Here is a 25,083-nt window from a genome sequence, read left to right as displayed (position 1 = left end):
TCTCTCCGGCGCGGGCGCCGCGCGCGGGGGGGGGGGGGCCCCGGCGGGGGGGGGGGTGGGGGGGGGGGGGGGGGGGGCGGGGGGGGGGGGGGCCCCCCCCCCCCCCCCCCCCCGCGGGGGGGGCCCCCCCACGGCCGGTGATGAACTCGCGGCGCCGCCCCTCGGTGGCCCGCGCGATCAGTTGTTCCTCACCGGGGAACGGTTCTTCGCCGGGGAGGTCGCCGAAGGCCTCGACGATCACCACTTCCGGCGGCACGAGGTCGATCAGCGTCACGCCGTCATGATGCCAGCGTCAGCGCGTATTCGGGCCACCACTGTCCGGCCGGCGGGGCGCCGGGGGAGCAGGCGCCGTCGGACTCGCCCGGTCTCTTCACCCACAGGTACGCGTCGACGAGCGTGAGCCCGGTGCGGGTCGTCGGCGCCTCGCCCAGCTTGCGGCCGGGCGGGTTGCACCAGTGGCGGTCGCCCGCGCCCACCGTGGCCGGGCCGTTGCCGTTGCGGCTGGTGTCGACGACGAAGTGGGTGCCGCCGAGCTGGCGGGACAGTGCCGTGCCGTACCGGACGTTGTCGGCGGTCCGTTCGAAGTTGGCCACGTTGAGGGCGAAGCCGCTGGCCCGCTGGATGCCGGCCCGGCGCAGGGCGGCGGCCATCTGGGCCGGCTTGCGGATCCACGTCGGGTTGCCCGCGTCCACATAGACCAGCGTGCCCGGGTTGGCCCGCAGCACCGTCACGGCGTGCGTGAGCAGCGCGAACCGTTCGGTCGCGGCCTTGGCGTCGAGGCAGCCGCGCACGGTCTGCGCGACCGCGTCGGGCTCCAGCACCACCACCGAGCGATGCCCGCGGATCGCCGCGGCCAGCGCGTCGACCCACCGGCGATAGGCGACCGCGGTGGCCGCGCCGCCCGCCGAATGACCGGAGCAGTCCCGGTTCGGGATGTGGTACAGCGTGAGGATCGGCAGCTTGCCGGCCCGGCCGGCGTCGGTGACGAGCTGCCGGGCCCGCGCCGCATTTCCGGTCGACTCGTCGGCGAACCAGGTCGCCGTCGGCCGGTCGGCGATGCGCCGCATGATCGCGGCGTCCCTCGTGCGGCCGGCCGCCTCCCACGCGCGGACCTGATCGGCGGCGGCGCCGTTGGGATCGACGTAGAGTCCTTGGCCGGTGAGACGGCCGTCCCAGGCCTCTTCGGGGGGCGCCGGCGTCTCCTTCTTCTCGCTGGCGCTTATGGCGACCGGAGCGGCGATGCCGGCGGCGACCAGCGCGGCGGCCGTCAGCAGGAGGTAGCGGCGCTTCACCGGACCCTCACCCACCGGCCCACCGACGGCACACCCCGGTCGTCGACGAGGAACAGCATGTACCAGCCGGACGGCATCACGCCGTCGCGCTTGGGGAAGGTCAAGGTGACCCCGTGCGGCCGGCGGAGCAGCGGCAGCGCCACCGAGCGCTGGTCGACGTCGAGCACGTGGGTGACCGCGCTCGGCCGGATCAGCCGGGCCGAGACGGCGCGCCCCGCGTCGGGGGTCGGGAAGTGGATGACCGAGCCGTGCGAGACCTCCCGCGGACCGCTCGTGATGGTCGGGCGGTCGCCCTTCTTGAACAGGTACGGCGGGCTGTAGACCTCGATGCGCTTCTCGAACGAGCCGGGGTTGCGCCCGGTCTCGTCGTACAGCGGGTCGCTGCCCAGGGTGATCACCCGGCCGTCCGGGAGCAGGATGGCCTCGGAGTGGTAGTTGCGGCCGACCGTGGAGTCGGCCGCCTTCTCGAACCGGTTCGCCCGCGGCCGGTAGATCTGCGAGTTGAACAGGTCGGAGCGCGCCTCGCCCCGGTACGGCCCGCCGCGGTAGCCCGACGAGCCGCCGGTGGTGAAGACGCCGTCGTCGGGCAGGATCACGGCGTTCAGGTAGCGCACCGGTTTGGGCAGGTCGGGCCCGGGCCGGTAGGCCGGACGGGGCGCGTTCAGGTCGATGATGTCGGTGCGCGCGGTGGAGACCGGCGACTCGCCGACCGCGCCCCCGCCGAAGATCATCACCTTCTGCTCCTGCGCCGGCGGCAACAGCACGGACGAGCTGGTCTCGGTCATCCGGGGATTCCGCAGGCCGGGCGTCGGGGTGAAGGAATTATCGGTCAAATCCCAGATTCCCGGCGTACGGCCGATCTTGTCGGAGCCGTAGCCCGAGTTGGACCCGGAGTAGAAGAGCCGTCCGTCGTCCATGATGTGGAAGGCCGGGTAGGTGGGGAACTGGCGCTTGAGCCCGGGGGCGGCCTCCCACTGCCGGCGGTCGACCAGGTAGCGCTCGTTGTCGCCGGGCAGCAGCCGGCCGAACTCATCGAGGCCGGAGACGGCGAGGACGTTGCCGTCCGGCATCTCGGTCAGGGTCGGGTACCAGCGGTGCTTGACCATGTCGCCGACGCGCACGTACCGCTCGGTGGTGGGGTCGAATTCGTACGCGGTCTTGTCACCGCCGTACTCCTGCTTCTCCCGGGTGATCTTGTCGGCCAGGCCGTAGATGTTGCGCTGGTCGTCGCCGGTCAGCCCCTCCACCCGGTATTGAGCCGGCTTGCGGACGATCGGCCCGTCCCCGGGCTTCTCCGCGTCGACCCAGACCTCGACCTCGGAAGCGTGGATCATGGTTTGATCGCCGTGCTTCATGGCCGTCGCCGGATTCAGCACCACGTCGGCGCGTGTCCGATATCTCGTGTTGTCGGCGCTGAGCAGCGTCGTTCCCTTGCGGAAGGTGCGCGGCCCGCCGTTCGGCGACTCGTTCTTCAACTTCATCACGCCGGCGGCGTGCGTGATGTCCTTCTCCAGGCGTTCGTACGACTTGGTCCCGCCCGCCACGAGCACGTTGCCGTTGCCGAGGAACGTGTGTCCCGCGCAGAACACGTCGGTCGGCGTCGGCACCTCGGTGAACCGGTCGGTGGCCGGGTCGAACAGGACGGTCCGGAACGTGCCGGCCTCGAACGCCTCCCGGTTGTTGCCGCTGCCCGCGATGATCAGCACCTTGCCGGTGTGCAGCAGCGCGGCGTGGATCGCGTTCACCCGGAAACTGTCCGGCACGTGCAGGCGCGACCAGTGGCCGTACTTCTCCTTGTAGGACTGCCGGTTGATGGTGAACTCGCGATAGGCCTGATTCGCGGCGGCCATCATCGGCCGGTTCACCGCGACGACGAACCCCAGCACCACCAGCGTTATCAGATAGCTCAGCAGGCGCCGGGTAAGGGTCGGTCTGGGTCGGGGATTCACTTATCGCTTCCTTGTTATGAGCCAGATTGCCGTGGGGGCCAGGCAAATGGCCAGGTTCAAACTCGGCCAGAGCCACATCGCGCCGTTGACGTGATGTCCGATCGGCGCGCTGGCCAGCAGGACGGCGTAGAAGGCCGCCCACACCAGCCCGTGCCGAAAGGTGCTCAGCCGGTCGGGGCTGGTCGAATCGCCCTTGGGAGTAACGACGAACCCGGCCCGGCGGCGCAGCACGGCGCCCACATACGAGCTCACATAGACCGGTGCGCACAGCGTCGACGCGATCATGCCGGTCAGCCCCGACGACCCGGCCACCTCGTGCGGCGAGACGTTGTGCCGCCGGTTGAAGACGTAAAGCCCCACCTGGAAGAGGGCGGCGTCCGCGTACAGCATCAGCCACACCTCGTGCGGCACCTGCACGCCCTTGGCCCCGAGAATCAGATAGCAGGTGGCGTTCACCGCGCCGAGCACCCAGGCCAGCGCGGTCAGCGGGTAGTACGACATCAGCAGCCCGTAGTGCACGCTGCGCTTGAACCCGAGCCGCCACACGAGCCGCCCGAACTTCGTCACCACCACTTCGTCGGTGCCGCGCGACCACCGGTGCTGCTGGCTGAAATAGTCGGTCCAGGACGACGGCCCCTCACCGACCGCCAGCACATCGGGCGTGTACACCGACCGCCACCGCTTGCCGGTCTTCTCATTCTTGGCGGCGTGCACGGCCAGACTGGTCGCCATGTCCTCGGTGATCGAGTCCTGCAGACCGCCGATTGCTTTCAGGGCCTTGATGCGTACGGCGTTGTTGGTGCCCACGAGCATCGCGATGCCGTGCTTGTTGCCGGCCCGCTGGAGCAGCGAATGGAAAAGGTACTGCTGCGACTCGGCCCAGCGGGTGACCACGTTGTCGTAGTTGCCGTAGATCTGCGGCCCGACGACGAAGGCCACATCCTCGTCGTGGAAGTAGCCGAGCAGCCGCTCACAGAAATTGGGCAGCGGCACATGGTCCGGATCGACCGAGACGAAGACGTCGTACGCGTCCCCGTGCCGATCCACCCAGGCGTTGTAGTTGCCGTGCTTGGTGCGCGCCTTGAACGGACCCGATTCGGTGTTGTACGCCGCGACGCCCTTCCGCGAGAAATGGCGCACCCCGATCCGCGCGCACATTCCCCGCACGTCGTCGTCATCGCCCTCGTCGAGCAGCCACACCTCGTACGGCCCCGGGTGCCGAACCTGCCGCGCCGCCCAGAGCGTCCGCTCGACCATCTCGATCGGTTCCTTGCCCGGCACGATCGTGGTCAGAAAGGCCACCTTGAGACCGGCCGGCGGCACCACCGGCTGCGGATCACGGGCCCATAACGTCGCCAAACACAGCGTGACCACATTGACCAGCCGAAACAGCTCGATCAGGGCGGTCGCCACGATCATCACAAGGGTGGCCCCGAACAGCCACGGCCGCATACCCCGATCAGGCAGCTCGATGGACGACACAAGCCAGAAGAAGAAAGTCGTCTCAAACGCGAACGCCAGCACGGTGATGGCCAGCGTCGTCAGCGGCCGCCGCCGGGCGAGCCGCCGCATCCGAATCCGCCCACCGGCCTCCGCCGCCGACACCGGCGCTCCCGCCAGCAGGCTGTACGCCGGATAGTCATACCGCCCGGCGAGCGTGACCGTCTCACCGGAGAGCGCGGGATGTACGGGCACCTTGACGCGACCCTGCAAAACCCACAGCCTCCCCCGAGCGCCCAACAACGTCCGGGGAGTCTTAGGGAGATTTCGGGCAGATCAGCACACAATTTGTCCGTTATAGCCAAACATCGACGTCTTGCACCAGAAACCGCAGTTCAGGCGCCCACCCACCCGCCGTCCGTCCCGTGGGTGGACCGGCACTCGAACACCGACCGCCACAGCACGATCGCCGGACGCCCGTCCGGCCGACAGTGCCGACGACGGCGATGCGTCGATGTCTTCCCATTGGCAGTTCGAGCGGGCCAGGGCCGTGCTGCGGCTCCGTGGAAGGCGTCCCGTGGACGGGGATGTCGCCGGTCGGCGGGTACCAGTTTCCGGGCTAGCCGAAGAACAGGGCCGGAGGCGACACCGCGGCGGCGACGATGTCGCCGCCGCGGCGATGCGCCCCCGGCCCTGGTCAGGGGTTGGGGATCAGGAGCAGCCGAGGCCCTGGTCGACCTCCTGCTCGGTCGGGGGGTCGCCGGCCACGGTGCGGTCGGCGTACTCCCAGACGGCCTCGGGGTAGTCGCCCTCGGCGTTCATGTCGTGGAGGGTCTTCCACTTGTGGCTGCCGCGCAGCGCGTCGGTGGCCTTCTTCTCGGCCGCCGTGTCGCCGGCCAGGCTGGCGCGTTTCCACTCGGCGATCCAGGCGCAGGTGATGTGGCCGGTCACCCTGGCGCCGAACTGGTAGCGGTCGTTGGCGCCGAAGCCGGCCAGCGTCGCCGTGTCGAAGCCGGGCGGGAGCGGGATGTCGGCCAGCATCGTCCTGGCCACCTCGTCCTCCTTGCCGGGCGTGACGATCTCGGGCGGGAGGGCCTTCAGCCAGGTTTCCACGTCGGCGCGCTTGATGGCGGCGACCACCTTGTTGAAGCCGGCCAGGTCCCAGTCGCCCTCGGCCGTGCCCAGTTCGACGAAGACGCCCGCGCGCGGTTCGAGCATGATGGCGAAGCGGTTCTTGCTGTACGTGAACCGGGCACCCTTCCAGCTGTCGACCACCGCCGGCACGGGCGGGCTGACGGCGAGCCGGTCTTTGTAGAAGCCGCTGTACTCCTCGGCGGGGTACCAGTTCATCTCGAACCCGCGGCCGTCGCCGTCCTTGAAGGCGATGGTGCCGTCCGGGCCGGCGAAGCCGTAGACGTTCGTGGCCCTCCAGCCGGGCTGGTCGATCAGCAGGCGGGGGAAGTTCTCGGCGGATGCCGCCTGGAACGGCACCGCGGCCGACTGGGTCACGGCGGGAGCGGCCTGTCCGCTCTCCGGCCGGTCGCGGATCACGGCGGATGCCACCAGGACACCCGTGACGGCGGCCGCGGTGGCCATCGCGGTGGCCAGGCCGCGCCAGCGTGGCGCCTTGCGGACGGGCTCGGACATGATCTCCTCCAGGAGCGCGTGCTCGGCCCCGTCGAAGGTGCCGGTCGTGTCGCGCCGGTACGGGTCGGCGTCGCGAACCAGCCGGTCGAGCTGTTCGTCGGACATTCTCAGGCCTCCTCGGGGGTCGATGCGGTCAGGACGTCGAGCACATGTCCGGCGGCGCGCCGGTCGTTACCGAGAAGGTCGCGCATTCTCGCCCGCGCCCTCGAGAGTCGCGTGCGGACGGTCTCGGGGCTCACCTGCAGCACGGTGGCCGCCTCGCGCGGCTGCAGCCCCTCCCAGATGGTCAGGGTCAGCACCTCACGGTCGAGCGTGCTGAGCCGGGCCAGGGCGGCCCGCACCGCGAGCCGTTCCGGCACCTCGGTGCCCGGGTCGGCCGCGGCGGCCGGGGTGAGCCGCTGCCGCAGCAGGTCGCCGAGGCGGGCTCGGCGGACGCCGCCCCGGTGGTGGTTGGACAGGACGCGGCGGGCCACGCCGTACAACCAAAGCCTCGTCTCTTCGCCGGTGGGCATCTCGTCCTGGCGGCGCCAGGCGACCAGGAAGGTCTCGGCGACCACGTCGGCGGCGTCCGACGGCTGCTCGACGCGCCGCACGGCGTACGCCAGGAGCGCCTCGAAGTTCGCGCTGTAGACGCGCCGGAAACGTTCCTCGTGTTCGATACCGGGGCTCACGCTCATCCCATGTCCGGGCGGGCCCTCATCGTGACATGAATTTTCGGCGCAGCCAGGACGGCGGAACCTCGGCGAAGGGCTTGCGGCCGACCAGCGGTTCGAGGAAGGCGTTGAGGTCGGTGACGGCCCGCCCCGCCGTCAGCTCGTCCTGGACGGTTCCCAGCGCCTCGGCGAGACCGTCGCCGTCCTCGTAGTGGGCGCGATAGCGATGGGTGCCGACGTGAAGGTCGACAACGCCGAGGCCGACGACCAGCTTGAGGTCGTCACCGGGACCGAGTGAGATGACGGGCTCCACAAGTCACGAACGTAGACGACGGCGCAAAGCCCAGAGGATGACGGCGCCGGCGGCGGCCAGGGCGCCCGCGATCGTCCAGCCGAGCGGGAAACCCGCCGGGTCCGTGGTGATCGTGGTGGTGATCCAGCTGGTGATGTTGTCGATGCGGGCGCTGTAGTCAGGGCCGTTGTGCGGGCAGCCGGGGCCGGAGCTGACGACCGCGACCAGTACGGGGTCCTCGCCCTTGCGTTCGCGGAAGTACGGGCCGCCGGAGTCGTGCGGGCACGGGCTCGTCTCGTCGTGCGGGGCGATCCCGGTCGTCTCGAGCAGGGAGTCGCCGACGTGGTCGACGCGGAAGCGGCCCGTCTGCAGGCGCGACACCGGCACGTACTCACCGTCTCGGGCCGTCAGGCCGAAACCGGTGAGGCGGACCGTCTCGCCCGCGGCCGGCGGTGTCGTCGCCAGGCGCAGCGGGGTGATGCCGGTGACCGGGGCGGCCAGCTCGGCCAGGGCCACGTCGTGGGTGCCGGACTGGCGGACCGCGACGACCTCGACCTCGTGGCCGCCGCGCCCGTTGACCTGGACGCGGCCGATCGTCGCGACGGTCTTCTCGGCGACCGGGCGGCCGACCCGCTTGCCGTCGGCGTCGTGGAAGCAGTGCCCGGCGGTGATCACCCAGCGTTCCGCGACGAGCGCGCCCGAGCAGGAGCTGTCCCGGCTGCCGCCGTCGGTGGTGGGCAGGCCCTTCATGGTCAGCAGCACCGCGAAGGGGTAGGCGCCGTCCCGCGCGTTTTCGCCGTACGCGATCGCCGCCGCCGGCGAAGCCGGACAGATGATCATCAAAGCGGCGAAGACCACGGAAAGAAATCTCAACACAGGAGACGATGGTGGTGACCGGGCGGTTCGGCGGGCGTCAGCAGCGCCCTTATGGATCCTTTATACGAGTTATGCGAGCGTGACGCGGTGCGAGTGCTGGTGGCGGAGGACGAACGGGTGTTGGCCGACACCGTGGCCGAGGGGTTGCGCCGGCTGGCGATGGCCGTCGACGTGGTCTACGACGGCGAGGCGGCGATCGAGCGGCTGGGCGTCAACCGCTACGACGTGGCCGTGCTCGACCGGGACATGCCGGGGCGTACGGGCGACGAGGTGTGCCGCTGGATCGGGCAGCAGGAGCAGCCGACCCGGGTTCTGCTGCTGACCGCCGCGGCCGGCATCCGCGACCGGGTCGAGGGGCTGGGCCTGGGCGCCGACGACTACCTGACCAAGCCGTTCGCGTTCGCCGAGCTGGTCGCTCGGCTGCAGGCGCTGTCGAGGCGTACGGGACCCGCCCTTCCGCCTGTCCTGGAACAGGACGGCGTGGTGCTGGACGTCGCCCGGCACACGGCCGGCCGCGACGGGCGGATCCTGTCGCTCTCGCCCAAGGAGTTCGCCGTGCTGCACGTCCTGCTGCGCGCCGGCGGGCGGGTGGTCAGCGCCGAGGACCTGCTGGAGCAGGCCTGGGACGAGCACGCCGACCCGTTCACCAACACCGTGCGGATGACCGTGATGACGCTGCGGCGCAAGCTGGGCGATCCGCCGGTGATCCACACCGTGCCGCGCGCGGGATACCGACTCGGTTCATGATCCGCCGTAGAGTGCTCGCGCTCTGCGCGCTCGTCCTCGTCGCCTCCCTGTTCACCCGCGCGCTGGCCGAGCAGCTGCTGCGGTTGTGGTACGACTTCGGGCCGTCCTGGTGTGTCGCGCCCAGCCCGGACAGCCCGTCGGAGGTCTGCCGGCAGCTGTTCCATCACCCCAGCGCCCCGCTGATTCTCAGCGAGGGCGTCGTGCTGGTCGCGCTTCTGGGTGCCTGCTTTCCGGTCGTACGGTGGTGTCTGGCCCCGCTCAAAGACCTCGTGCCCGTGATCGCGAACGTGGGCCCGCAGAACCTCGGCTACCGGCTGCGCCCCGAGGCGAAGGACGAGGTGGGCCGGCTCGGCCGGGCGATCGACGAGATGATGGACCGGATCGCCGTCGGCTACGAGGCGCAGCGGCGCTTCGCCGCGGACGCCTCCCATGAGCTGCGCACCCCGCTCGCCGTGCAGCGGACGCTGATCGAGGTCGGTATGGCCCGCACCCTCAGCGAGGACCAGTTGTCGCTGATCACGGCCCAGCTGCTGGAGACCAACGAGCGCAACGAGCGCCTGATCGAGGGCCTGCTGGTGCTCAGCGAGAGCGACCGGGGCCTGCTGGCCCGCACCCCACTGCGGCTCGACGAGATCACCGCCGAGGTGCTCGAATCCCACCGGTCGCGGGCGGCCGAGGCGGGCCTGACGATCACCAGCGAGCTGAGCCCGCGGGTGGTCGAGGGTGAGCGGGTTCTGCTGGAGCGCCTGATCACCAACCTCGTCCAGAACGCGATCAAGTACAACCGCGAGGGCGGGACGATTGACGTACGGGTGGGGGACGATCCCGCCCTGGTCGTCGCGAACACGGGCGACGACGTGCCGCCGAGCGAGGTCTCGGCGCTGTTCGAGCCGTTCCGCCGGCTGCACGGCGCCCGCATCGACCACAGCGGCGGCGCCGGGCTCGGGCTGTCCATCGCCCGCTCGATCACCCGCGCCCACGACGGCGTCATCGCCGCCTCCTCGACCGGCCACGACGGCCTCCGGGTTCAGGTGTCGTTCCCGCACCCGTTGACGAACTAGTCACATATCTGAAACCTTGAATGCCTGCTCACGAAAAAACTCGGCAGGCTCCACGAAATTTCCCCATGTTCGGCCGAATCTTCGGAGCAGACCCCCATCCCCCGGTCTGGAACAGAGGGCAGCATGAGACTGTTCGCCAGCATTGCGGTGGCCTGCCTGGTCGCCGCCGGACTCTCCCCTGGAACGGCCCACGCCGCCGGCGGGGCCAACCTGGCCGCCGGCAAGTCCGCGTCGGCCAGCGCGGTCAACGGGCCGTACGCGGCCTCGAACGTCAACGACGGCAACGCCGACACCTACTGGGAGGGGCCGAACAACGCCTTCCCGCACTGGGTGCAGGTCGACCTGGGCGCCGCCACCGCCATCGACCAGGTCAAGCTCAAGCTGCCACCGGCCGCGGCCTGGGCCACGCGCACGCAGACCCTCAGCGTGCAGGGCAGCGCCAACAGCGGCACCTGGTCCGATTTATCAGCCTCGACCGGCCGTACCTTCAACCCCGCTTCGGGCAATGCCGTCACCATCGACTTCACGGCGGCCACCGTCCGGTACGTCCGGGTCACCATCACCGCCAACACCGGCTGGCCCGCGGCCCAACTGTCCGAACTGGAGATCTACGGCGTCACGGGCACCACTCCGGATCCCGACCCGCCGGCCGGCGTCAACCTCGCCGCCGGCAAGGCCATGGAGGCCTCGAGCTCGGTGTTCTCGTTCACCGCGCCCAACGCCAACGACAACAACCTCGCCACGTACTGGGAGTCCAACGGCTTCCCGGCCACGCTGACCACGCGGCTCGGCGCCAACGCCGACGTCACCGGCGTCGTCGTGAAGCTCAACCCGGACTCGGCCTGGGGGCCGCGCACCCAGGGCATCCAGGTCCTCGGCCGCGCGCAGGGCGCCTCCGGCTACACGTCGCTCAAGGCCCGCGCCGACTACGCGTTCGCCAGCGGAAACACCGTGACCATCCCGGTCACCGGCCGCGTCGCCGACCTTCAGCTCCAGTTCTTCACCAACAGCGGCGCGCCCGGCGGCCAGGTCGCCGAGCTGCAGGTCCTCGGGTCCTGGGCGCCCAACCCGGACCTGACGGTCACCTCCGTGACCTGGTCGCCCGCGTCGCCGGACGAGGCCACCGCGGTCACCGTCTCGGCCACGGTCCGCAACGCGGGATCCGCGGCCTCGGGAGCGACCTCACTCGACGTACGGCTCAATGGAAATGTCGTGGGAAGCGCGACCGTGGGAGCGCTCGCGGCCGGCGCGACGGCGACCGTCCAGGTCGGCGCGGGACGCTGGGCCCAGGGCAGCTACCAGGTGTCGGCGGTCGTCGACCCGGCCGACACGGTGGCCGAGCTGAGCAACGACAACAACACCCTGACCGCGTCGGCGCCGCTCGTCGTGGCCCAGGCGCCGGGTCCCGACCTGCAGGTCACCGGCGTGACGCCGACACCGGCCAACCCCGCGGTGGGCGCGCCGGTGAGCTTCTCGGTCGCGGTCAACAACAGGGGTACGAGTTCGGCGGCGGCCTCCGTCACCCGCGTGGCGGTGGGCAGCACGACGCTGAACGTGAACACCGGCGCGATCGCGGCCGGGGCGACCGTCACGGTGACGGCCGGCCCGTGGACGGCGACCAGCGGCGGGGCCACGATCACGGCCACGGCCGACGCGACGAACGTGGTCGCCGAGACGAACGAGAACAACAACACGCGTACCCAATCGATTGTCGTGGGCCGCGGAGCGGCTGTGCCCTACGTCTCGTACGAGGCGGAAAGCGGAACCTACTCGGGAACGCTGGTCGAGGCGGACGCGAAGCGGACGTTCGGTCACACCAACTTCGGCACCGAATCGTCCGGGCGCAAATCGGTGCGGCTCACCGCGACCGGCCAGTACGTGCAGGTCACCTCGGCCATCCAGGCCAACTCGATAGTCGTGCGCAACTCCATTCCGGACGCGCCGGGCGGCGGCGGGCAGTCGGCGACGATCAGCCTCTACGCGAACGACCAGTTCGTGCAGAAACTGACCCTGTCGTCGCGCAACAGCTGGCTGTACGGCACGTCGGACGACACGGAATCGCTGTCGAACACGCCGTCGGCGGACGCGCGCCGGCTCTTCGACGAGTCGCACGCGCTGCTGTCGCAGTCGTACCCGGCCGGCACCCGCTTCAAATTGCAGCGCGACGCCGGTGACACGGCCGCGTTCTACGTGATCGACCTGATCGACCTCGAGCAGGTCGCGCCGGCCCTGTCCCAGCCCGCCGGCTGCACGTCGATCACCTCGTACGGCGCCGTGCCGAACGACGGGCTCGACGACACCGCGGCGATCCAGCGCGCGGTCACCGACGACGAGAACGGCGTCATCGGCTGCGTGTGGATCCCGGCCGGCCAGTGGCGCCAGGAGCAGAAGATCCTCTCGCCGGACCCGGCCCGTGGCCAGTGGAACCAGAAGGGCCTGCGCAACGTGGTCATCCGCGGGGCGGGCATGTGGCACACCCAGCTGTACACGAACACGGAACCGCAGAACGTGGTCGGCAACATCAACCACCCGCACGAGGGCAACGTCGGCTTCGACATCGACGACAACACGCAGATCTCCGACCTGGCCATCTTCGGCATGACCACGAACCGGGCCAACCGCGGCCACGGCATCAACGGCCGCCTCGGCAAGAACACGAAGATCAGCAACGTCTGGATCGAGCACACGAACGTCGGCGCCTGGGTGGGCCGCGACTACTCGGACACGCCGGCCTACTGGAACCCGGGCGACAACGTCGAATTCACCGGCATGCGCATCCGCGACACGTACGCCGACGGCATCAACTTCAGCAACGGCACCCGAAACTCGCGGGTCTACAACTCGTCGTTCCGCACCAACGGCGACGACGCGCTGGCCGTGTGGGCCAACCCGAGGGTCAAGGACACGTCGGTCGACGTGGCCTCGAACAACCACTTCGTGAACAACACGATCCAGTTGCCGTGGCGGGCGAACGGCGCCGCCATCTACGGCGGCTTCGGCAACTCCATCGAGAACAACATCATCGCCGACACGATGAACTACCCCGGCATCATGCTGGCCACCGACCACGACCCGCTGCCGTTCAGCGGCACCACGCTGATCGCCAACAACAGCCTGCAGCGCGCCGGCGGCGTCTTCTGGAACGAGGACCAGGAATTCGGCGCCATCACCCTGTTCCCGGCGTCGAAGGACATCCCCGGCGTCACCATCCGGGACACCGAGATCCTGGATTCCACGTACGACGGCATCCAGTTCAAGACAGGCGGCGGCAACATGCCGAACGTGGCCGTCACCAACGTCCGCATCGACAAGTCCAACAACGGCGCCGGCATCCTGGCCATGAGCGGCGCCCGGGGAAACGCCACCCTGACCAACGTGACCATCACCAATTCCGCCACCGGAGACGTGGTGATCCAGCCCGGCTCCCAGTTCACCATCACCCGCAACTGACGGCGCGGAACGCCCCGGGCGAAACCGCCCGGGGCGTTCCCGCTAGGCCAGCCACTTCAGGATGGCCTCGGTCGTTTCGCGCGGCTTCTCCTGCTGGATCCAATGGCCGCAGTCCAGGCTGACCACTTCCGCATTCGGCACGAGATCCGTCAGTCTTTCCGCCCTCGCTACCGTGTCGCGGTTGCCGTAGATCATGAGGGCGGGCTGTCTGATGATCGGGTCCACGTCCGCCAGCAGGCGCCAGTTGCGGTCCAGGTTCCGGTACCAGTTGATGCCGCCCGTGAATCCGGTCGACTCGAAGGCGGAGACGAAGACGGCCAGTTCGCTGTCACTCATGACGGGGTCACCGAGTGGGGTTTCCGCCCTGGCGAGGTTCACCAACGCAGTGCTCGGCGGCACGTTCGTCCGGTACAGGTTTCGAAGGAACCGGTACGTGTTCTCGCCGAACACGGCGTCCGCGACGCCCGGCTGCCGGTTGAAATGGACGAAGTAGAAGTCGGCGCCGAGCACCGCCTCCATGGCCTCGATCCAGGGCCTCTCCCCGCGCTCCTGGTAGGGCACGCTCAGCGCCACCACGCCGTTGACCCGTTTCGGGTGCAGCAGGGTCAGGCCCCAGACGACGAACGCACCCCAGTCATGGCCGACGAAGGTGGCCTCCTCGTAGCCGTAATGATCGAGGAGGGCGACGAGGTCACCCGACAGATGCTCGATGTCGTAGTCCGTCACCTCGGCCGGGCGGGACGAGTTTCCGTAGCCTCGCTGGTTCGGGACGATCACGTGGTAGCCCGCGGCGGCCAGAGCCGGCATCTGATAGCGCCAGGAGAAGGCGTGTTCCGGCCAGCCGTGACAGAGCACGATGGGGTTTCCCGCGTTCCGCCGGCCGGCTTCGAAGACCTCGAGTTCCACACCGTTCACCGAAACGCGGGTGGGCTCGGGAAAATCAAAAGTCATGCCGGCATCCTGCGGACCGAAACCGGTCATCTCCTGACCTGTTTCGGTGGAAGCGTGGCCCGGGTGCGAGCCGACCGTTTGATGGCCATCGTCCTGCTGCTGCAACATCGCGGGCAGGTGACCGCGGCCGAGGTCGCCCGCGAGCTGGAGATCTCCGAGCGCACCGCCCGCCGCGACCTCGACGCCCTGGGCACGGCCGGCGTGCCGGTGTACTCGGTGCAGGGCCGGGGCGGCGGGTGGCGCCTCGTGGGTGGCGCCCGCACCGACCTGTCCGGGTTGACCGCGGGCGAGGCGCGCGCCCTGTTCCTGGCCGCCGGCCCGGCCTCGTCCGCCACGCCGGCCCTGAAAGCGGCGCTGCGCAAGCTCGTCCACGCCCTGCCGGAACCGTTCCGGGCGCAGGCCGAAGCGGCGGCGTCGTCGCTCGTCATGGACCCGCGACTATGGGGGTCGAGCCGGGTCGAGGCCCGGCCGCCACGCTTCCTCGACGAGCTGCAGGACGCGGCGATCCGCGGGGTCCAGGTCCGGCTCGGCTACGTCGACCGCGAAGGCACGGAAACCGAGCGGACCGTCCACCCGCTGGGCATCGTCGCCAAAGGCCCGTCGTGGTACCTCGTCGCCACCACCGAGACGGGCCGGCGGACCTTCCGGATCGACCGCGTGTCGTCCGCCGACCCGACGGCCGATCCGGTGCACCGGCCCGGCGACTTCGACCTCGCCGAGAGCTGGCGCGCGATCGCCGACGAGGTCGAACGCCGGCGAACACCCCTCGAGGCCCGGGCGATGTGCACGCCCCACGGGATAGACGTGCTCCGCATCGGGTTCGGCGCCCGGCTCGAAGTGGGAGGTTCCACGGCCGACGGCCGCATCGAGGTCGTGATCCGCGGCCACGACGAACACAAACTCGCTGGTGAACTGGCTGGGCTGGTCGACTACCTGGAGGTGACCGGCCCTCCGCGTGTACGGGACCACCTGGCCTCGATCGGCAACGCGCTCACCGCGCGATACAAGCCTGGCGCCGCCAGTTCCATGGAAGAGCATGAATAAGTAGGGTGGGCGGCATATGATCAACGCCGAACGGAGACCCCTGTTGTTCCGACGCAAGTCCGTCCTCGCCGCCCTGACCGCTCTCGCTCTCGCTTTGACGGTGATCCCCGGCGGTGCCGCCCAGGCCGCCGGCACGGGTGACGGCTGGTACCGCATCAAGCCCCGCTCCAACAGCCTTCTCGCCCTCTGGCCCAGTGGCCTGGGCAACGGCAACGCCGTCCGCTTCAGCTACGCGGGCACCAGCTACCAGCAGATTCAGCAATGGAGCAAGACGATCGACGCTGACGGGTACGCCCGGTTCCGCAGCGCCGCGACGTCCAGCCAGTACGCGCTGACCGTGGACAGCGAAGTCGTCAACAACGTGTTCCAGGGCCTGATGGTCTACACCAACAATCCGTCGAGCACCTCCCAGAAGTGGTCGGTGCGTCTGGCCGCCACCGTCGGCAGCGTCAGCTTCTACCGCATCGAGAACATCGGTACCCACAAGTGCCTGACGGCTCTCGACGGCTCGGATCTGGGCGACCAGGCTTGGGTCATGTCCCCGTGCAACACGTCCACCCTGCAGCAGTGGCAGTTCGAGGACTGACCGCCCGCCGCAGGTGACGCACATCGCTGTGATTGACGTGTCAATTAGATGCATGATTGACACGTCAATTAGATGTGAGGTGGAGTCATGCAGTTCGGGATCTTCGGGGTGGGCGATCTGGCGCGCGATCCGGTGTCCGGCCGGACGCCCAGTGAGCACGAGCGCCTTCGGCGCATCACCGAGTACGCCGTGCACGCCGAGGAGGTCGGGCTCGACGTGTTCGCGTTCGGGGAGCACCACAACCCGCCGTTCGTGGCGTCGTCGCCCACGACGCTGCTCGGGTATGTCGCGGCCCGGACCAGCCGGATCATCCTGTCCACGTCGACGACGCTCATCACCACCAACGACCCGGTGAAGATCGCCGAGGATTACGCCATGCTCCAGCACCTGGCCGACGGCCGGGTCGACCTCATGCTCGGGCGGGGCAACACCGGACCCGTCTACCCCTGGTTCGGCAAGGACATCCGGGCCGGCATTCCGCTCACCGTCGAGAACTACGCGCTGATCCGGCGCCTGTGGCGGGAGGAGAGCGTCGACTGGGAGGGCAAGTTCCGTACGCCGCTGCAGGCCTTCACCTCGACGCCTCGGCCGCTCGACGGTGTGCCGCCGTTCGTCTGGCACGGCTCCATCCGCAGCACCGAGATCGCCGAACAGGCCGCCTACTACGGCGACGGCTTCTTCCACAACAACATCTTCTGGCCGTCGTCGCACACCGGCCGGATGATCCGCCTCTACCGCGAGCGCTTCGAACACTACGGCCACGGCCCGGCCGACACCGCGATCGTCGGCCTGGGCGGCCAGTTCTACGTCAAGGACAACTCACAGGACGCGCTCCGTGAGTTCCGGCCTTATTTCGACCATTCCCCGGTGTACGGCGGTGGGCCGTCCCTGGAGGAGATGATCCGCCAGACCCCCTTGTCGGTCGGCAGCCCGCAGCAGGTGATCGACCAGATCCTCGGCTTCCGCGACTACGCCGGCCACTACCAGCGCCAGCTGTTCGTCCTCGACGGCATGGGCATCCCGCACACCGAGGTCCTTCACCAACTCGACCGCCTCGGCGAGATCGTCCCCGTGCTGCGCAAGGAGTTCGCCGTGGGCCGCCCCGCCCACATCCCGGACGCACCGACCCACGACTGGCTCAAAGCTCAGACCCGCTGAGTCTCCGTCGTCGACGAGTGCAGCTCGGCCGTGGTCCCGGTGACGAAGCGGCCGGTCTTCGCGCTGCGGTGCACCTCGTGGTCGCCGTCGCTCTTGTCGCCGCCGACGTGCTCCGTGGTCGTCGTGTCGGGCTGCCGTTCGGCGGTGCTCTCCTTCACGAACCGGCCGGAGCGGGTGCTGCGGTTGACGTCGTGCTCGTTGCCTGCCATGTGGGGGGCCTCCTCGTACGTCAATGTGTTGATCGTGAGGTGCCCACTTCACCATTGCCGAAAACAAGGGGGTTATGACGTTACCCCTCTGAGCGGCCCGGCCCGGCCTACCGTCGGAGGCATGGTTCAGGAACTCGTACTCAACAACGGTGTGACGATGCCCGCGCTCGGGCTCGGTGTCTTCCAGAGCCCGCCCGAGGAGACCGCGGCCGCGGTCGAGACGGCGCTGAAGGCCGGCTACCGGCATGTCGACACGGCCGCCGCGTACCGCAACGAGCGCCAGGTCGGCGAGGGCCTGCGCCGCTCGGGGCTGCCGCGCGACGAGGTGTTCATCGAGACGAAGGTGTGGGTGAGCGACTACGGCTACGACGAGACGCTGCACGCGTTCGACAAGGCCACCCGCAAACTCGGCGTCGACCGGCTGGACCTGCTGATCCTGCACCAGCCGGCCACCGACCGCTTCGAGCGCACGATCGCCGCGTACAAGGCCTTGGAGAAACTGCTGTCCGACGGCCGCGTACGGGCCATCGGCGTCAGTAACTTCATGCGCGCCCACCTCGACGAGCTGCTGGCCCGCACCGACATCGTCCCCGCGGTCAACCAGATCGAGCTGCACCCGTACTTCGCCCAGCCCGACGTCCAGAAGGCCGACGCCGAACACGGCATCCTCACCCAGGCCTGGTCCCCGATCGGCGGCATCACGTTCTACCCCGGCTGGGGCGAGGAACGCCGCAACGTCCTCCAGGACCCGACGATCGCCACCATCGCCACCGCCCACGGCAAGACGCCGGCCCAGGTGATGCTCCGCTGGCAGCTGCAACACGGCCGCTCAGCCATCCCCAAGTCGACGAATCCGGGCCGCATCGCCGAGAATTTCGACGTCTTCGACTTCGAGCTGACCACCGACCAGATGGCTCAGATCGACGCCCTGGACACCGGTGTACGAAACGGCCCCGACCCCGACGTCCCGCGCCCCGCGATGTTCGACATGGTGATCCCCGAAGACTGAGTGGATGGGCAGGGACCGGTTCGGCGGACGGTCCCTGCCCTCCACGACTATGAGGCGGCGAACTCGATCCAGTTCAGGTTGAAGAGGTTCGTGGTGGGGCCGCCGGTTATGGACTTGGTGACGAAGTAGAGCTCCTGCTGGCCGGCCGCCCCCGAGAGCGGGAACGTCTGGCTCGACCAGTAGGCGTTGCCCGCCGTGGCGTTCACCGGCAGGGTGGCCAGCAACTCACCGGTGGGGGAGCCGCTTCTGACCTCCACCGACGCCCGGAGCTGGCCGGCCGTGGCCGCTGAGCCGCCGGCCGTTCGGAGCGTCACCGAGGTGACGCCGGCCAGGTCGATCGGGCGGAAGGCGATGTAGTCGTTGTTGTCCAGGGCCGTCACGTGCTCACTGCCGTCGGTGTCGTTCGTGGCGGCGATCGCCACCGCGCTCTTCACCTGGGCGTTCTCGGCCTGCTGGCGCCATGTCTGCACGGTCGCCTGCCCGGTGGCCGCGAGGCCGCCCGCGTCGGTGTAGGACGCGCTCACGCCGAGGAACAGGTAGCCGCCCGCGTGGTCGGCGCCGTCGGCCGGGCTGGGCAGGGTGCCCGTACAGCCGGTCGTCGAATTGATGCCGTGTCCGTGTTCGTCGTGGCCGATGACCAGGTTCACCTCGACCTTGGAGCAGTCGACCGGGCCGTCCTCGGGGTCGGTGACCCGCACCTCGAACGGCACGTCGTCGCCCCAGTTGAAGAACGATCCGGTGGCCGGGGTGACCACCTCGACGATCGGCGCCGTGTTGCCCACCGTGATGGTTCGGGTGGCCACCGCCGTACGGCCGGTGCTGTCGGCGACCGTCAAGCGCGCGCTGTAGGTGCCGTTCGCCTGGTACGTCCACGACGGCGAGGCGGCCGTGGAGTCCGTCGTGCCGTCGCCGTCGAAGTCCCAGGCCAGGGTGATCGTGTCACCCGGGTCGGGGTCGGCGGTGCCCTCGCTCGAGAACTGCACCGTGAGCGGTGACCGGCCCGACACCGGGGTGGCCGTGATCCGGGCGACCGGCGAGCGGCCGTCCTTCACGTAGCGCACCGTCGACAGCTGGGCCTCCGGGTTGGCCCGGAAGAACCCGTTGCCGTACTCCAGAACGTACAGCTGCCCATCCGGGCCGAACTCGATGTCCATCGGGTTGGCCCAGGTGAAGCCGGTCAGCATGGGTTCGATGCCCAGCAGCTTGTCCCGGCCGTCGGTGCGCAGCGCGAACAGCTTGTTGCGGGTGAACTCGCCGAAGACCACGGTGTCGTCGTAGTACTCGGGGAACTTCAGGTTGTTGGCGAGCTTGCGGTTGTACGAGTACTGCGGCCCGCCCATCGGCCCGACCCCGCCGGTGCCCAGCGCCGGCCAGTCGTTGCCGCACGCCACCGGCGGATCCCGCAGGTACGCCGACGGGCACGGGGTGACCGCGTTGAAGGTGTAGGCCAGCGTCGGCGGCCGAACCGGCGGCAGATCGCGCAGGCCCGTGTTGCGCGGCGACTCGTTCACCGGCGTCTTGCAGTTGAAGGCCGCCCCCGACGTCCGGGTGACGAAGTCGAAGTCGATGTAGGGCAGGTCCGGCGAGTAGCAGTAGGGCCAGCCGTAGTTGCCGGCCTTGTTCGTGGCGATCCACCGGCCGGTGCCTTCCGGCCCGCGGGCCGCGCTCGGCACCTTGGAGTCGGGGGAGTAGTCACCCACGTACACATAACCGCTCTTGCTCACGTCGAAGCGGAACGGATTGCGCACGCCCATCAGGAAGATCTCCGGACGGGTCTTGTCCCGCGGAGAAGAAGCCGGCGGGAAGAGGTTCCCCGAGGGGATGGTGTACGAGCCGTCGCCGCGGACCTTGATGCGCAGCACCTTGCCGCGCAGGTCGTTGGTGTTGGCCGCCGAGCGCTGGGCGTCGTAGGCCGGCCCCTGCGTGGGCGACTCGTTGATCGGCGTGAAGCCGTCGGAGCCGCCGGCGTTGGTGTCGTCGCCGGTGACCAGGTAGAGCAGGCCCTTGCCGTCGAACTTCACCTCGCCGCCGACGTGGCAGCAGTTGCCCCGGTCGACCGGCACCCGCATGATCTGCTGTTCGGTGCTGAGGTCGAGGTGCGGCGCCGGCGTCTCGACCAGCTTGACCCGGGAGAGCTGGTTGTAGCCCTTGAACTTGTCCCAGACCGTCGGGTCGGTGCTGGTCACCGGTGCGTCACCCTCGTTGACAGTGGGCGTGGCCGGGTTGTCGACCGGCGTGTCCAGCTTGGGCGCGTAGTAGATGTAGACCCAGCGGTTCCGGGCGAAGTCCGCGTCGACGGCGACCGACTGGAGGCCGTCCTCGTCGTGGAGGTAGACCGGGATCTCGGCGATGACCGGGCTCAGGCCGGACGCCGGGTCGTACAGGCGTACCTCGCCGCCGCGCGTGTTGTGCAGCACGCGCCCGTCGGGCAGAACCGCGAGAGTCATCGGTTCGCCCGGCTCGTCGTTGAGGGTGACCTTCTCGTAGTTGCTCCGCACGGTGGCGCCGCAGTCGCCGGACACCTGACCCGACGCCCACTGGATGCCGCCGAGCAGGTGTTTCTGGAAGGAGCGGTTGCCGTACGTCTGTGCCGAGTGCCCGAGTCCCGTGTACCAGGACCGGCCGCCCCGGAAGTCCTTGCACCAGGAGAGCGGCTTGTCGGTGCTCGCCAGCACGTGCGACACCCCGGTCACGTCCTTGTCGAACGTGTACCACTGTTCGTCGTAGCTGCCCGTGCGCGGGATCGAGGCCGTCGACGGGTGGACCCGGTCGGCCACCGTCACGGTCTTCTGAGCGGTGGAAGCCCCCGTCGCGGCGGCGCCGAGCAGGTCCTGGTAGAACGTCCAGCTCGGCTCGGTCTCGGCGGCGCTGTGCACGCCGACAAAACCTTTACCGCTTCGGATGTACGTCTCGAAGGCGCTCTTCTGGGCCGCGTCCAGCACCTCGCCGGTGGTGTTGAGGAAGACAACAGCCTCGTACTTCGCCAGTCCGGCGGCCGTGAAGACCGACGAGTCGGCCTTGACCGTCACGCTGAAGCGGTGCTGCCGGCCCAGGTCCTTGATCGTGCGGACGCCCTTGTCGATCGAGTCGCGCCGGACGCCGGCGGTCTCGGTGAACACGAGCACGTCGGGCTGCTGCTTCCCCGGATGCGCGTGGGCCACCGTGGCCGGGCCGATCGTGATGACCGCGGCCGAGACGGCGGCCAGCCATCGCCGCCTCATCGGCGGTAGATGGTCAGCTCGGACAGGTTGCGGTAGCTCACCTCGGCGAAGTTCAGCGACTGGCCGGGGTTCGCGGCGCCGCCCGGAGCGGTGTCCTGCTCCCAGTTGGCGTGGTGGTAGTCCTGCTTGCCGATCTCCTCGAAGAACTGCTGGAAGTTGATGTCACCGTCGCCCAGCGGCGTCATCACGTACCCGTTGGCCTGGGTGGGCTGCTTGTCGCCGTCCTTGGCGTGGAACAGCGGGAACCGGTCGGTGCGCGGCACCACGGTGAGGATCGGGTCGAACAGGTCGCTCTTGGCGCGGCCCCAGGCGTCGGTGTACGTGTGGTGCTTGAACCGGGCCACGTACGCCCAGTAGATGTCCATTTCGAAGAAGACGTACCGCGGGTCGGTCCTGGTGAAGAAGTACTCGAGCTTGCGGGTGCCGGTGGAGCGGGTGGGTTTGCCGTTGGCGTCCAGCGGGCCGGCGTCGAGCAGGAAGCCGTACGCGGCGTCGTGGTTGTGGGTGTAGAGCTTCAGGCCGCGCTTGCGGGCCGTACGGCCGAGCTCGTTCCACAGGTCGGCGGCGGCGTCCCAGTCGGCGCGGTACGCGCTGTTGGCCGGGTCGGAGCCGGTGCCGATGTGTTTCATGCCCAGCGTCTGCGCGATGTCGAGCTGCTGCTCGAAGGTAGCCGCGTTGATCTGGGTGTGCGTCCCGCTGGCCACCAGGCCGTTGTCGTCCAGGATCTTCCGGATCTCGGCGGGGGTGATCTGCCGGCCCAGGATCGAGGTGTGCTGGTTGTAACCGGCGAACTCGATCTCCTTGTATCCGATCTCGGCGAGCCGGGCGAGAACCCGCTCGAAGCCGTACGGAACGCCGGAGTCGTCGGGCGCCGCGGAGATGCGGTCGCGGACGCTGTACAGGATGATGCCGCGGTTGCGGGCCGGGACGAGCGGTTCGGCGCGCAGCTTGCCGTGGCTGATCGCGGGGCTGCCGGTCGACAGGATCGGGAGTCCGGCGGCGCCTAGCGCCGCGGCGGCGCCGGCGGAGGCGGTGAGGAGACGGCGGCGGGTGAGGGCCTTCTTGGACTGCGGCTCGGTCATGACTTCTCCACTTGGGCACGACAAAACGACAGTGAGGTGCGGGGGAAGGAAGAAAGCCGGCGTTGCCGAAGCGCCGGCGCGAAGCGCGTGTGTGGCGTGTGTTACGCCTTGATTGCGAACAGTATCTCGCGTCTCGTACGAAAGATAGTCCAAGTTAGAACCAACTTTTGCCTGGTCGGACGAAAGTTAGCCGGTGCGCCTCCCAGTAATCTGGGATGTCGCGCGGGCGGGCGGCTCCCCAATCATCGACCTATGCGAATTCGTAAACTGCTTGGAGCGGCGACGCTGATGCTGGCCTTCGCCGTGGTGCCGGTGACGAGCGGGAGCACGCCCGCGTACGCCTCGGGATGTGACGGCGGCGGATCGGTGCCCGGCAATCCCGGCGGCGTACCCGACGAGCCCGAGGAGCAGGACGGGCCGCAGATGACGCCGGAGGAGATGCGGGCCTTCGTCGCCCGGCACGAGAGCCCGTACGGCCTTCAGGGCAACCCGCACGTCTACAACGACACCAAGGGCATCCCGACGGTCGGCGTCGGCTTCAACCTCAACCGGTCCGACGCCCGCGAGAAGATCGCCGCCGTCGGTGCGAATTACGACGCCGTACGGGCGGGCACGCAGAACCTGACCCAGCAGCAGATCACGACCCTGTTCGAAGCCGACTACCTCGGCGCGGTGAAGACGGTGCAGCGCCACATCCGGACGTTCGCCACGCTCAGCTCGACCCGGCAGGCCGTACTCGTCGACATGGCGTTCAACCTCGGCCCGGCCGGCTTCGCCGCGTTCAAAAACCTGATCAACGCGGTGAACACCGGCAACTGGGAGGCCGCGGCCCGGGCCATGACCAGCTCACTCTGGTACCAGCAGGTGAAGACGCGCGGCGTGCAGGACGTCAAACTCATGCGGCAGGGCGCCGTCTGCGAGCCGGTCGACATGCCGCCGGCGCCGACCACGACCGGCGGCAACCCGGTGAACTACCCCCACGACGTGCCGGTCTGGCCGGGCGAGGACGAGACCACGGTCGGCGGCAACACCAACAACCCGATCGCGTGCTCGATCCGCAGCTTCAGCGTCTACTACGAGAACCACTGGGTCGACGTCATCGAGATCACCTGCGGCTGAGCCGTCACCGATGGCGGGCGCCGGTCGCGCCCGCCATCAGCAGCGCGGCGAACTCGCGGCGGCTGCGAACCCCGGCCTTGTCGAACACGGCCTTGAGATGGTCCTGCACAGTCCAGGGCGACACCGCGAGCGCCTCGGCGATCCCCGCGGTGCTGAGCCCCCGAACGGCCAGCGTCGCCACTTGCGCTTCCCGCCCGGTCAGCCCGAACGCCGCGAACACCACCGGCATGAGATCACCCACCCCCGCCGGCGCGGCCACGACAGCCACCGCCGCCCGCCCGCTCGAGCCCGCTCCACCGTTCGCGCGTCCGGTTCTTTCCCCGCCCCTCTCGCCGTCCGCGAGTCCGGCCTCTCCCCGGCCCGCTCTGCCATCCGCGGCACCGGGCGGGCCATCGTCGGCGGCGCCGAGTACGGACGCGTGCAGCACGTGCCAGGTGCCGTCGGCGGACCGGGCACGCAACGGCAGCGCCGGCACCGGCATCCCACCGGCCGCGGCGCGGGCGTGTTCGGCCGCCATGACGAACGGCAGCGGCACGCCGAAGACCGCCCCTGTCTCCGCGGCCAGTTCACCGGCCAGCGCGCGCCCTCGCTCATCGGCCTGCACCAGGCGGTTGTCCGGCCCGATCACAAGCACAGCCGGCGCCGAATCCGCCGTCGCCGCCCCAGCCGTCCGCGCCAGAGCCGCCGCCGCTCCTGATCCGCGCGCCAGAACCGCCGCCGCTCCTGATCCGCGCGCCGGATGTGCCGCCGCTTCCGGGTCGCGGGCCGGGGTTTCAGCCGCGGCGGCGAGGCGCAGGGCCGCACCGATCAGGGGAGCGGCCGCCGACGCCAGCGCCAGTTCGCCGGGCCGGTAGTGGCCGCGGTCCGGGGCGCGCATGAAGGCCGCGCAACCCCACAGCCCCCCGCGATGGTCGAACACCGCGCGCAGCTCGTCGCCGTACCCGGCCGGCTGGATCAGCTCACGCCACCGGCGGCTGCGGGCCGGCCGTCCCCGCGTCGCGTTGCTCAGGCTCTCCGCCGTCCGGCCCCCGACCCGGATCGCCGGGAAAGTGGCTATGCCGTCGCCCCACACCTCCAGCTCGACCGCCGCGCGGAAGTCGGCCATCCGCAAGTCTCGCGTGTGGACGGACGTCACCAGCCCGGTCGCCGGATCGCTGTCGTGCCAGCAGACCCCGTCGTACCCCAGCGCCGGCCGCAACAGCGCGTCGCTGCGCTCGTACACCTCACTCGCGCTCAGCGGCCGCCGGCCGAGACGCGCCAGCTCCGCCAGAATCCACCGATGTCCCCCGCGCGGCAT

The 25,083-nt window shown here is 69.6% G+C and carries 20 protein-coding genes; 8 read left to right on the top strand and 12 right to left on the bottom strand.

Features of this window, described 5'->3' with window-relative positions; all coding sequences use genetic code 11:
- Positions 1-278: 278 nt before the first annotated feature.
- From ACGFJ7_RS08070 to ACGFJ7_RS08040, 7 genes are all read right to left on the bottom strand, one after another.
- Complete coding sequence (locus ACGFJ7_RS08070; RefSeq protein WP_360244245.1) at positions 279-1,307, bottom strand: glycoside hydrolase family 6 protein; 1,029 nt, start codon at positions 1,305-1,307, stop codon at positions 279-281.
- Positions 1,289-3,241 carry a galactose oxidase-like domain-containing protein gene (locus tag ACGFJ7_RS08065; RefSeq protein WP_392641513.1) on the bottom strand — a complete coding sequence of 651 codons (1,953 nt, stop codon included), beginning with the start codon at positions 3,239-3,241 and terminating at the stop codon, positions 1,289-1,291. The genes ACGFJ7_RS08070 and ACGFJ7_RS08065 overlap by 19 nt, the downstream gene beginning before the upstream one ends.
- Positions 3,242-4,936 (bottom strand): glycosyltransferase family 2 protein, encoded by a 1,695-nt coding sequence (locus tag ACGFJ7_RS08060; RefSeq protein WP_392641511.1) that lies wholly within the window; start codon positions 4,934-4,936, stop codon positions 3,242-3,244.
- 456 nt (positions 4,937-5,392) lie between these two features.
- The gene (locus ACGFJ7_RS08055; protein WP_360244236.1) at positions 5,393-6,433 is read right to left on the bottom strand and encodes a hypothetical protein; all 1,041 of its coding nucleotides are present in this window, start codon (positions 6,431-6,433) and stop codon (positions 5,393-5,395) included.
- Between the two features lie 2 nt (positions 6,434-6,435).
- Complete coding sequence (locus tag ACGFJ7_RS08050) at positions 6,436-7,005, bottom strand: RNA polymerase sigma factor (protein WP_360244233.1); 570 nt, start codon at positions 7,003-7,005, stop codon at positions 6,436-6,438.
- Positions 7,006-7,024: 19 nt separating this feature from the next.
- Positions 7,025-7,294 (bottom strand): hypothetical protein, encoded by a 270-nt coding sequence (locus tag ACGFJ7_RS08045; RefSeq protein WP_360244230.1) that lies wholly within the window; start codon positions 7,292-7,294, stop codon positions 7,025-7,027.
- Between the two features lie 3 nt (positions 7,295-7,297).
- A complete protein-coding gene (locus ACGFJ7_RS08040) occupies positions 7,298-8,149 on the bottom strand; it encodes a S1 family peptidase (protein WP_360244227.1) in 852 nt (283 codons plus the stop codon).
- An 87-nt stretch (positions 8,150-8,236) separates the two neighbouring features.
- On the opposite strand from ACGFJ7_RS08040, the gene ACGFJ7_RS08035 reads away from it, so the two are divergent.
- The 3 genes from ACGFJ7_RS08035 to ACGFJ7_RS08025 all read left to right on the top strand — a co-directional run bounded on the left by ACGFJ7_RS08035 (position 8,237) and on the right by ACGFJ7_RS08025 (position 13,407).
- Positions 8,237-8,896 (top strand): response regulator transcription factor, encoded by a 660-nt coding sequence (locus ACGFJ7_RS08035; RefSeq protein ID WP_360244224.1) that lies wholly within the window; start codon positions 8,237-8,239, stop codon positions 8,894-8,896.
- On the top strand, positions 8,893-9,957 hold the full coding sequence (locus tag ACGFJ7_RS08030) for an ATP-binding protein (protein WP_360244221.1): 1,065 nt from the start codon (positions 8,893-8,895) through the stop codon (positions 9,955-9,957). The genes ACGFJ7_RS08035 and ACGFJ7_RS08030 overlap by 4 nt, the downstream gene beginning before the upstream one ends.
- Before the next feature lie 123 nt (positions 9,958-10,080).
- The gene (locus ACGFJ7_RS08025; RefSeq protein WP_392641508.1) at positions 10,081-13,407 is read left to right on the top strand and encodes a CARDB domain-containing protein; all 3,327 of its coding nucleotides are present in this window, start codon (positions 10,081-10,083) and stop codon (positions 13,405-13,407) included.
- Positions 13,408-13,449: 42 nt separating this feature from the next.
- Here the strand turns inward: ACGFJ7_RS08025 and ACGFJ7_RS08020 are convergent, their stop codons facing one another.
- Complete coding sequence (locus tag ACGFJ7_RS08020) at positions 13,450-14,466, bottom strand: alpha/beta fold hydrolase (protein ID WP_392641506.1); 1,017 nt, start codon at positions 14,464-14,466, stop codon at positions 13,450-13,452.
- Between ACGFJ7_RS08020 and ACGFJ7_RS08015 the strand changes: the two genes are divergently transcribed.
- From ACGFJ7_RS08015 to ACGFJ7_RS08005, 3 genes are all read left to right on the top strand, one after another.
- Entirely contained in the window at positions 14,440-15,402 is a 963-nt protein-coding gene (locus ACGFJ7_RS08015) for a helix-turn-helix transcriptional regulator (protein WP_392641504.1), read from the top strand. The two genes, ACGFJ7_RS08020 and ACGFJ7_RS08015, sit on opposite strands and share 27 nt — an antisense overlap.
- 43 nt (positions 15,403-15,445) lie before the next feature.
- Positions 15,446-15,988: an RICIN domain-containing protein gene (locus ACGFJ7_RS08010; protein WP_360244209.1), complete on the top strand. Its 543-nt coding sequence runs from the start codon at positions 15,446-15,448 to the stop codon at positions 15,986-15,988.
- 87 nt (positions 15,989-16,075) lie between these two features.
- Positions 16,076-17,146, top strand: coding sequence for a CE1758 family FMN-dependent luciferase-like monooxygenase (locus ACGFJ7_RS08005; RefSeq protein ID WP_392641502.1), 1,071 nt, complete (start codon positions 16,076-16,078; stop codon positions 17,144-17,146).
- Here the strand turns inward: ACGFJ7_RS08005 and ACGFJ7_RS08000 are convergent.
- Positions 17,134-17,355 (bottom strand): hypothetical protein, encoded by a 222-nt coding sequence (locus ACGFJ7_RS08000; protein WP_360244203.1) that lies wholly within the window; start codon positions 17,353-17,355, stop codon positions 17,134-17,136. The genes ACGFJ7_RS08005 and ACGFJ7_RS08000 overlap by 13 nt on opposite strands.
- A gap of 121 nt (positions 17,356-17,476) precedes the next feature.
- Here ACGFJ7_RS08000 and ACGFJ7_RS07995 point away from each other — a divergent pair, with 121 nt between their 5' ends.
- Positions 17,477-18,364 carry an aldo/keto reductase gene (locus ACGFJ7_RS07995; protein ID WP_392641500.1) on the top strand — a complete coding sequence of 296 codons (888 nt, stop codon included), beginning with the start codon at positions 17,477-17,479 and terminating at the stop codon, positions 18,362-18,364.
- 47 nt (positions 18,365-18,411) lie between these two features.
- Here ACGFJ7_RS07995 and ACGFJ7_RS07990 read toward each other — a convergent pair whose 3' ends face one another.
- The gene (locus ACGFJ7_RS07990; RefSeq protein ID WP_392641498.1) at positions 18,412-21,585 is read right to left on the bottom strand and encodes a ThuA domain-containing protein; all 3,174 of its coding nucleotides are present in this window, start codon (positions 21,583-21,585) and stop codon (positions 18,412-18,414) included.
- Positions 21,582-22,667 (bottom strand): sugar phosphate isomerase/epimerase, encoded by a 1,086-nt coding sequence (locus ACGFJ7_RS07985; RefSeq protein ID WP_360244195.1) that lies wholly within the window; start codon positions 22,665-22,667, stop codon positions 21,582-21,584. Before ACGFJ7_RS07985 ends, ACGFJ7_RS07990 begins: the two co-directional genes overlap by 4 nt.
- 252 nt (positions 22,668-22,919) lie before the next feature.
- On the opposite strand from ACGFJ7_RS07985, the gene ACGFJ7_RS07980 reads away from it, so the two are divergent.
- Positions 22,920-23,786 (top strand): glycoside hydrolase family protein, encoded by an 867-nt coding sequence (locus ACGFJ7_RS07980; RefSeq protein ID WP_392641496.1) that lies wholly within the window; start codon positions 22,920-22,922, stop codon positions 23,784-23,786.
- Positions 23,787-23,790: 4 nt separating this feature from the next.
- Here the strand turns inward: ACGFJ7_RS07980 and ACGFJ7_RS07975 are convergent, their stop codons facing one another.
- Positions 23,791-25,083: a LuxR C-terminal-related transcriptional regulator gene (locus ACGFJ7_RS07975; protein WP_392641494.1), complete on the bottom strand. Its 1,293-nt coding sequence runs from the start codon at positions 25,081-25,083 to the stop codon at positions 23,791-23,793.

This window comes from Actinoplanes sp. NPDC048988, from assembly GCF_043197815.1.
Classification (GTDB): domain Bacteria; phylum Actinomycetota; class Actinomycetes; order Mycobacteriales; family Micromonosporaceae; genus Actinoplanes.
The sequence above is the reverse complement of the archived record's forward strand: the minus strand, read 5'-3'. Positions and strand labels throughout refer to the sequence as shown.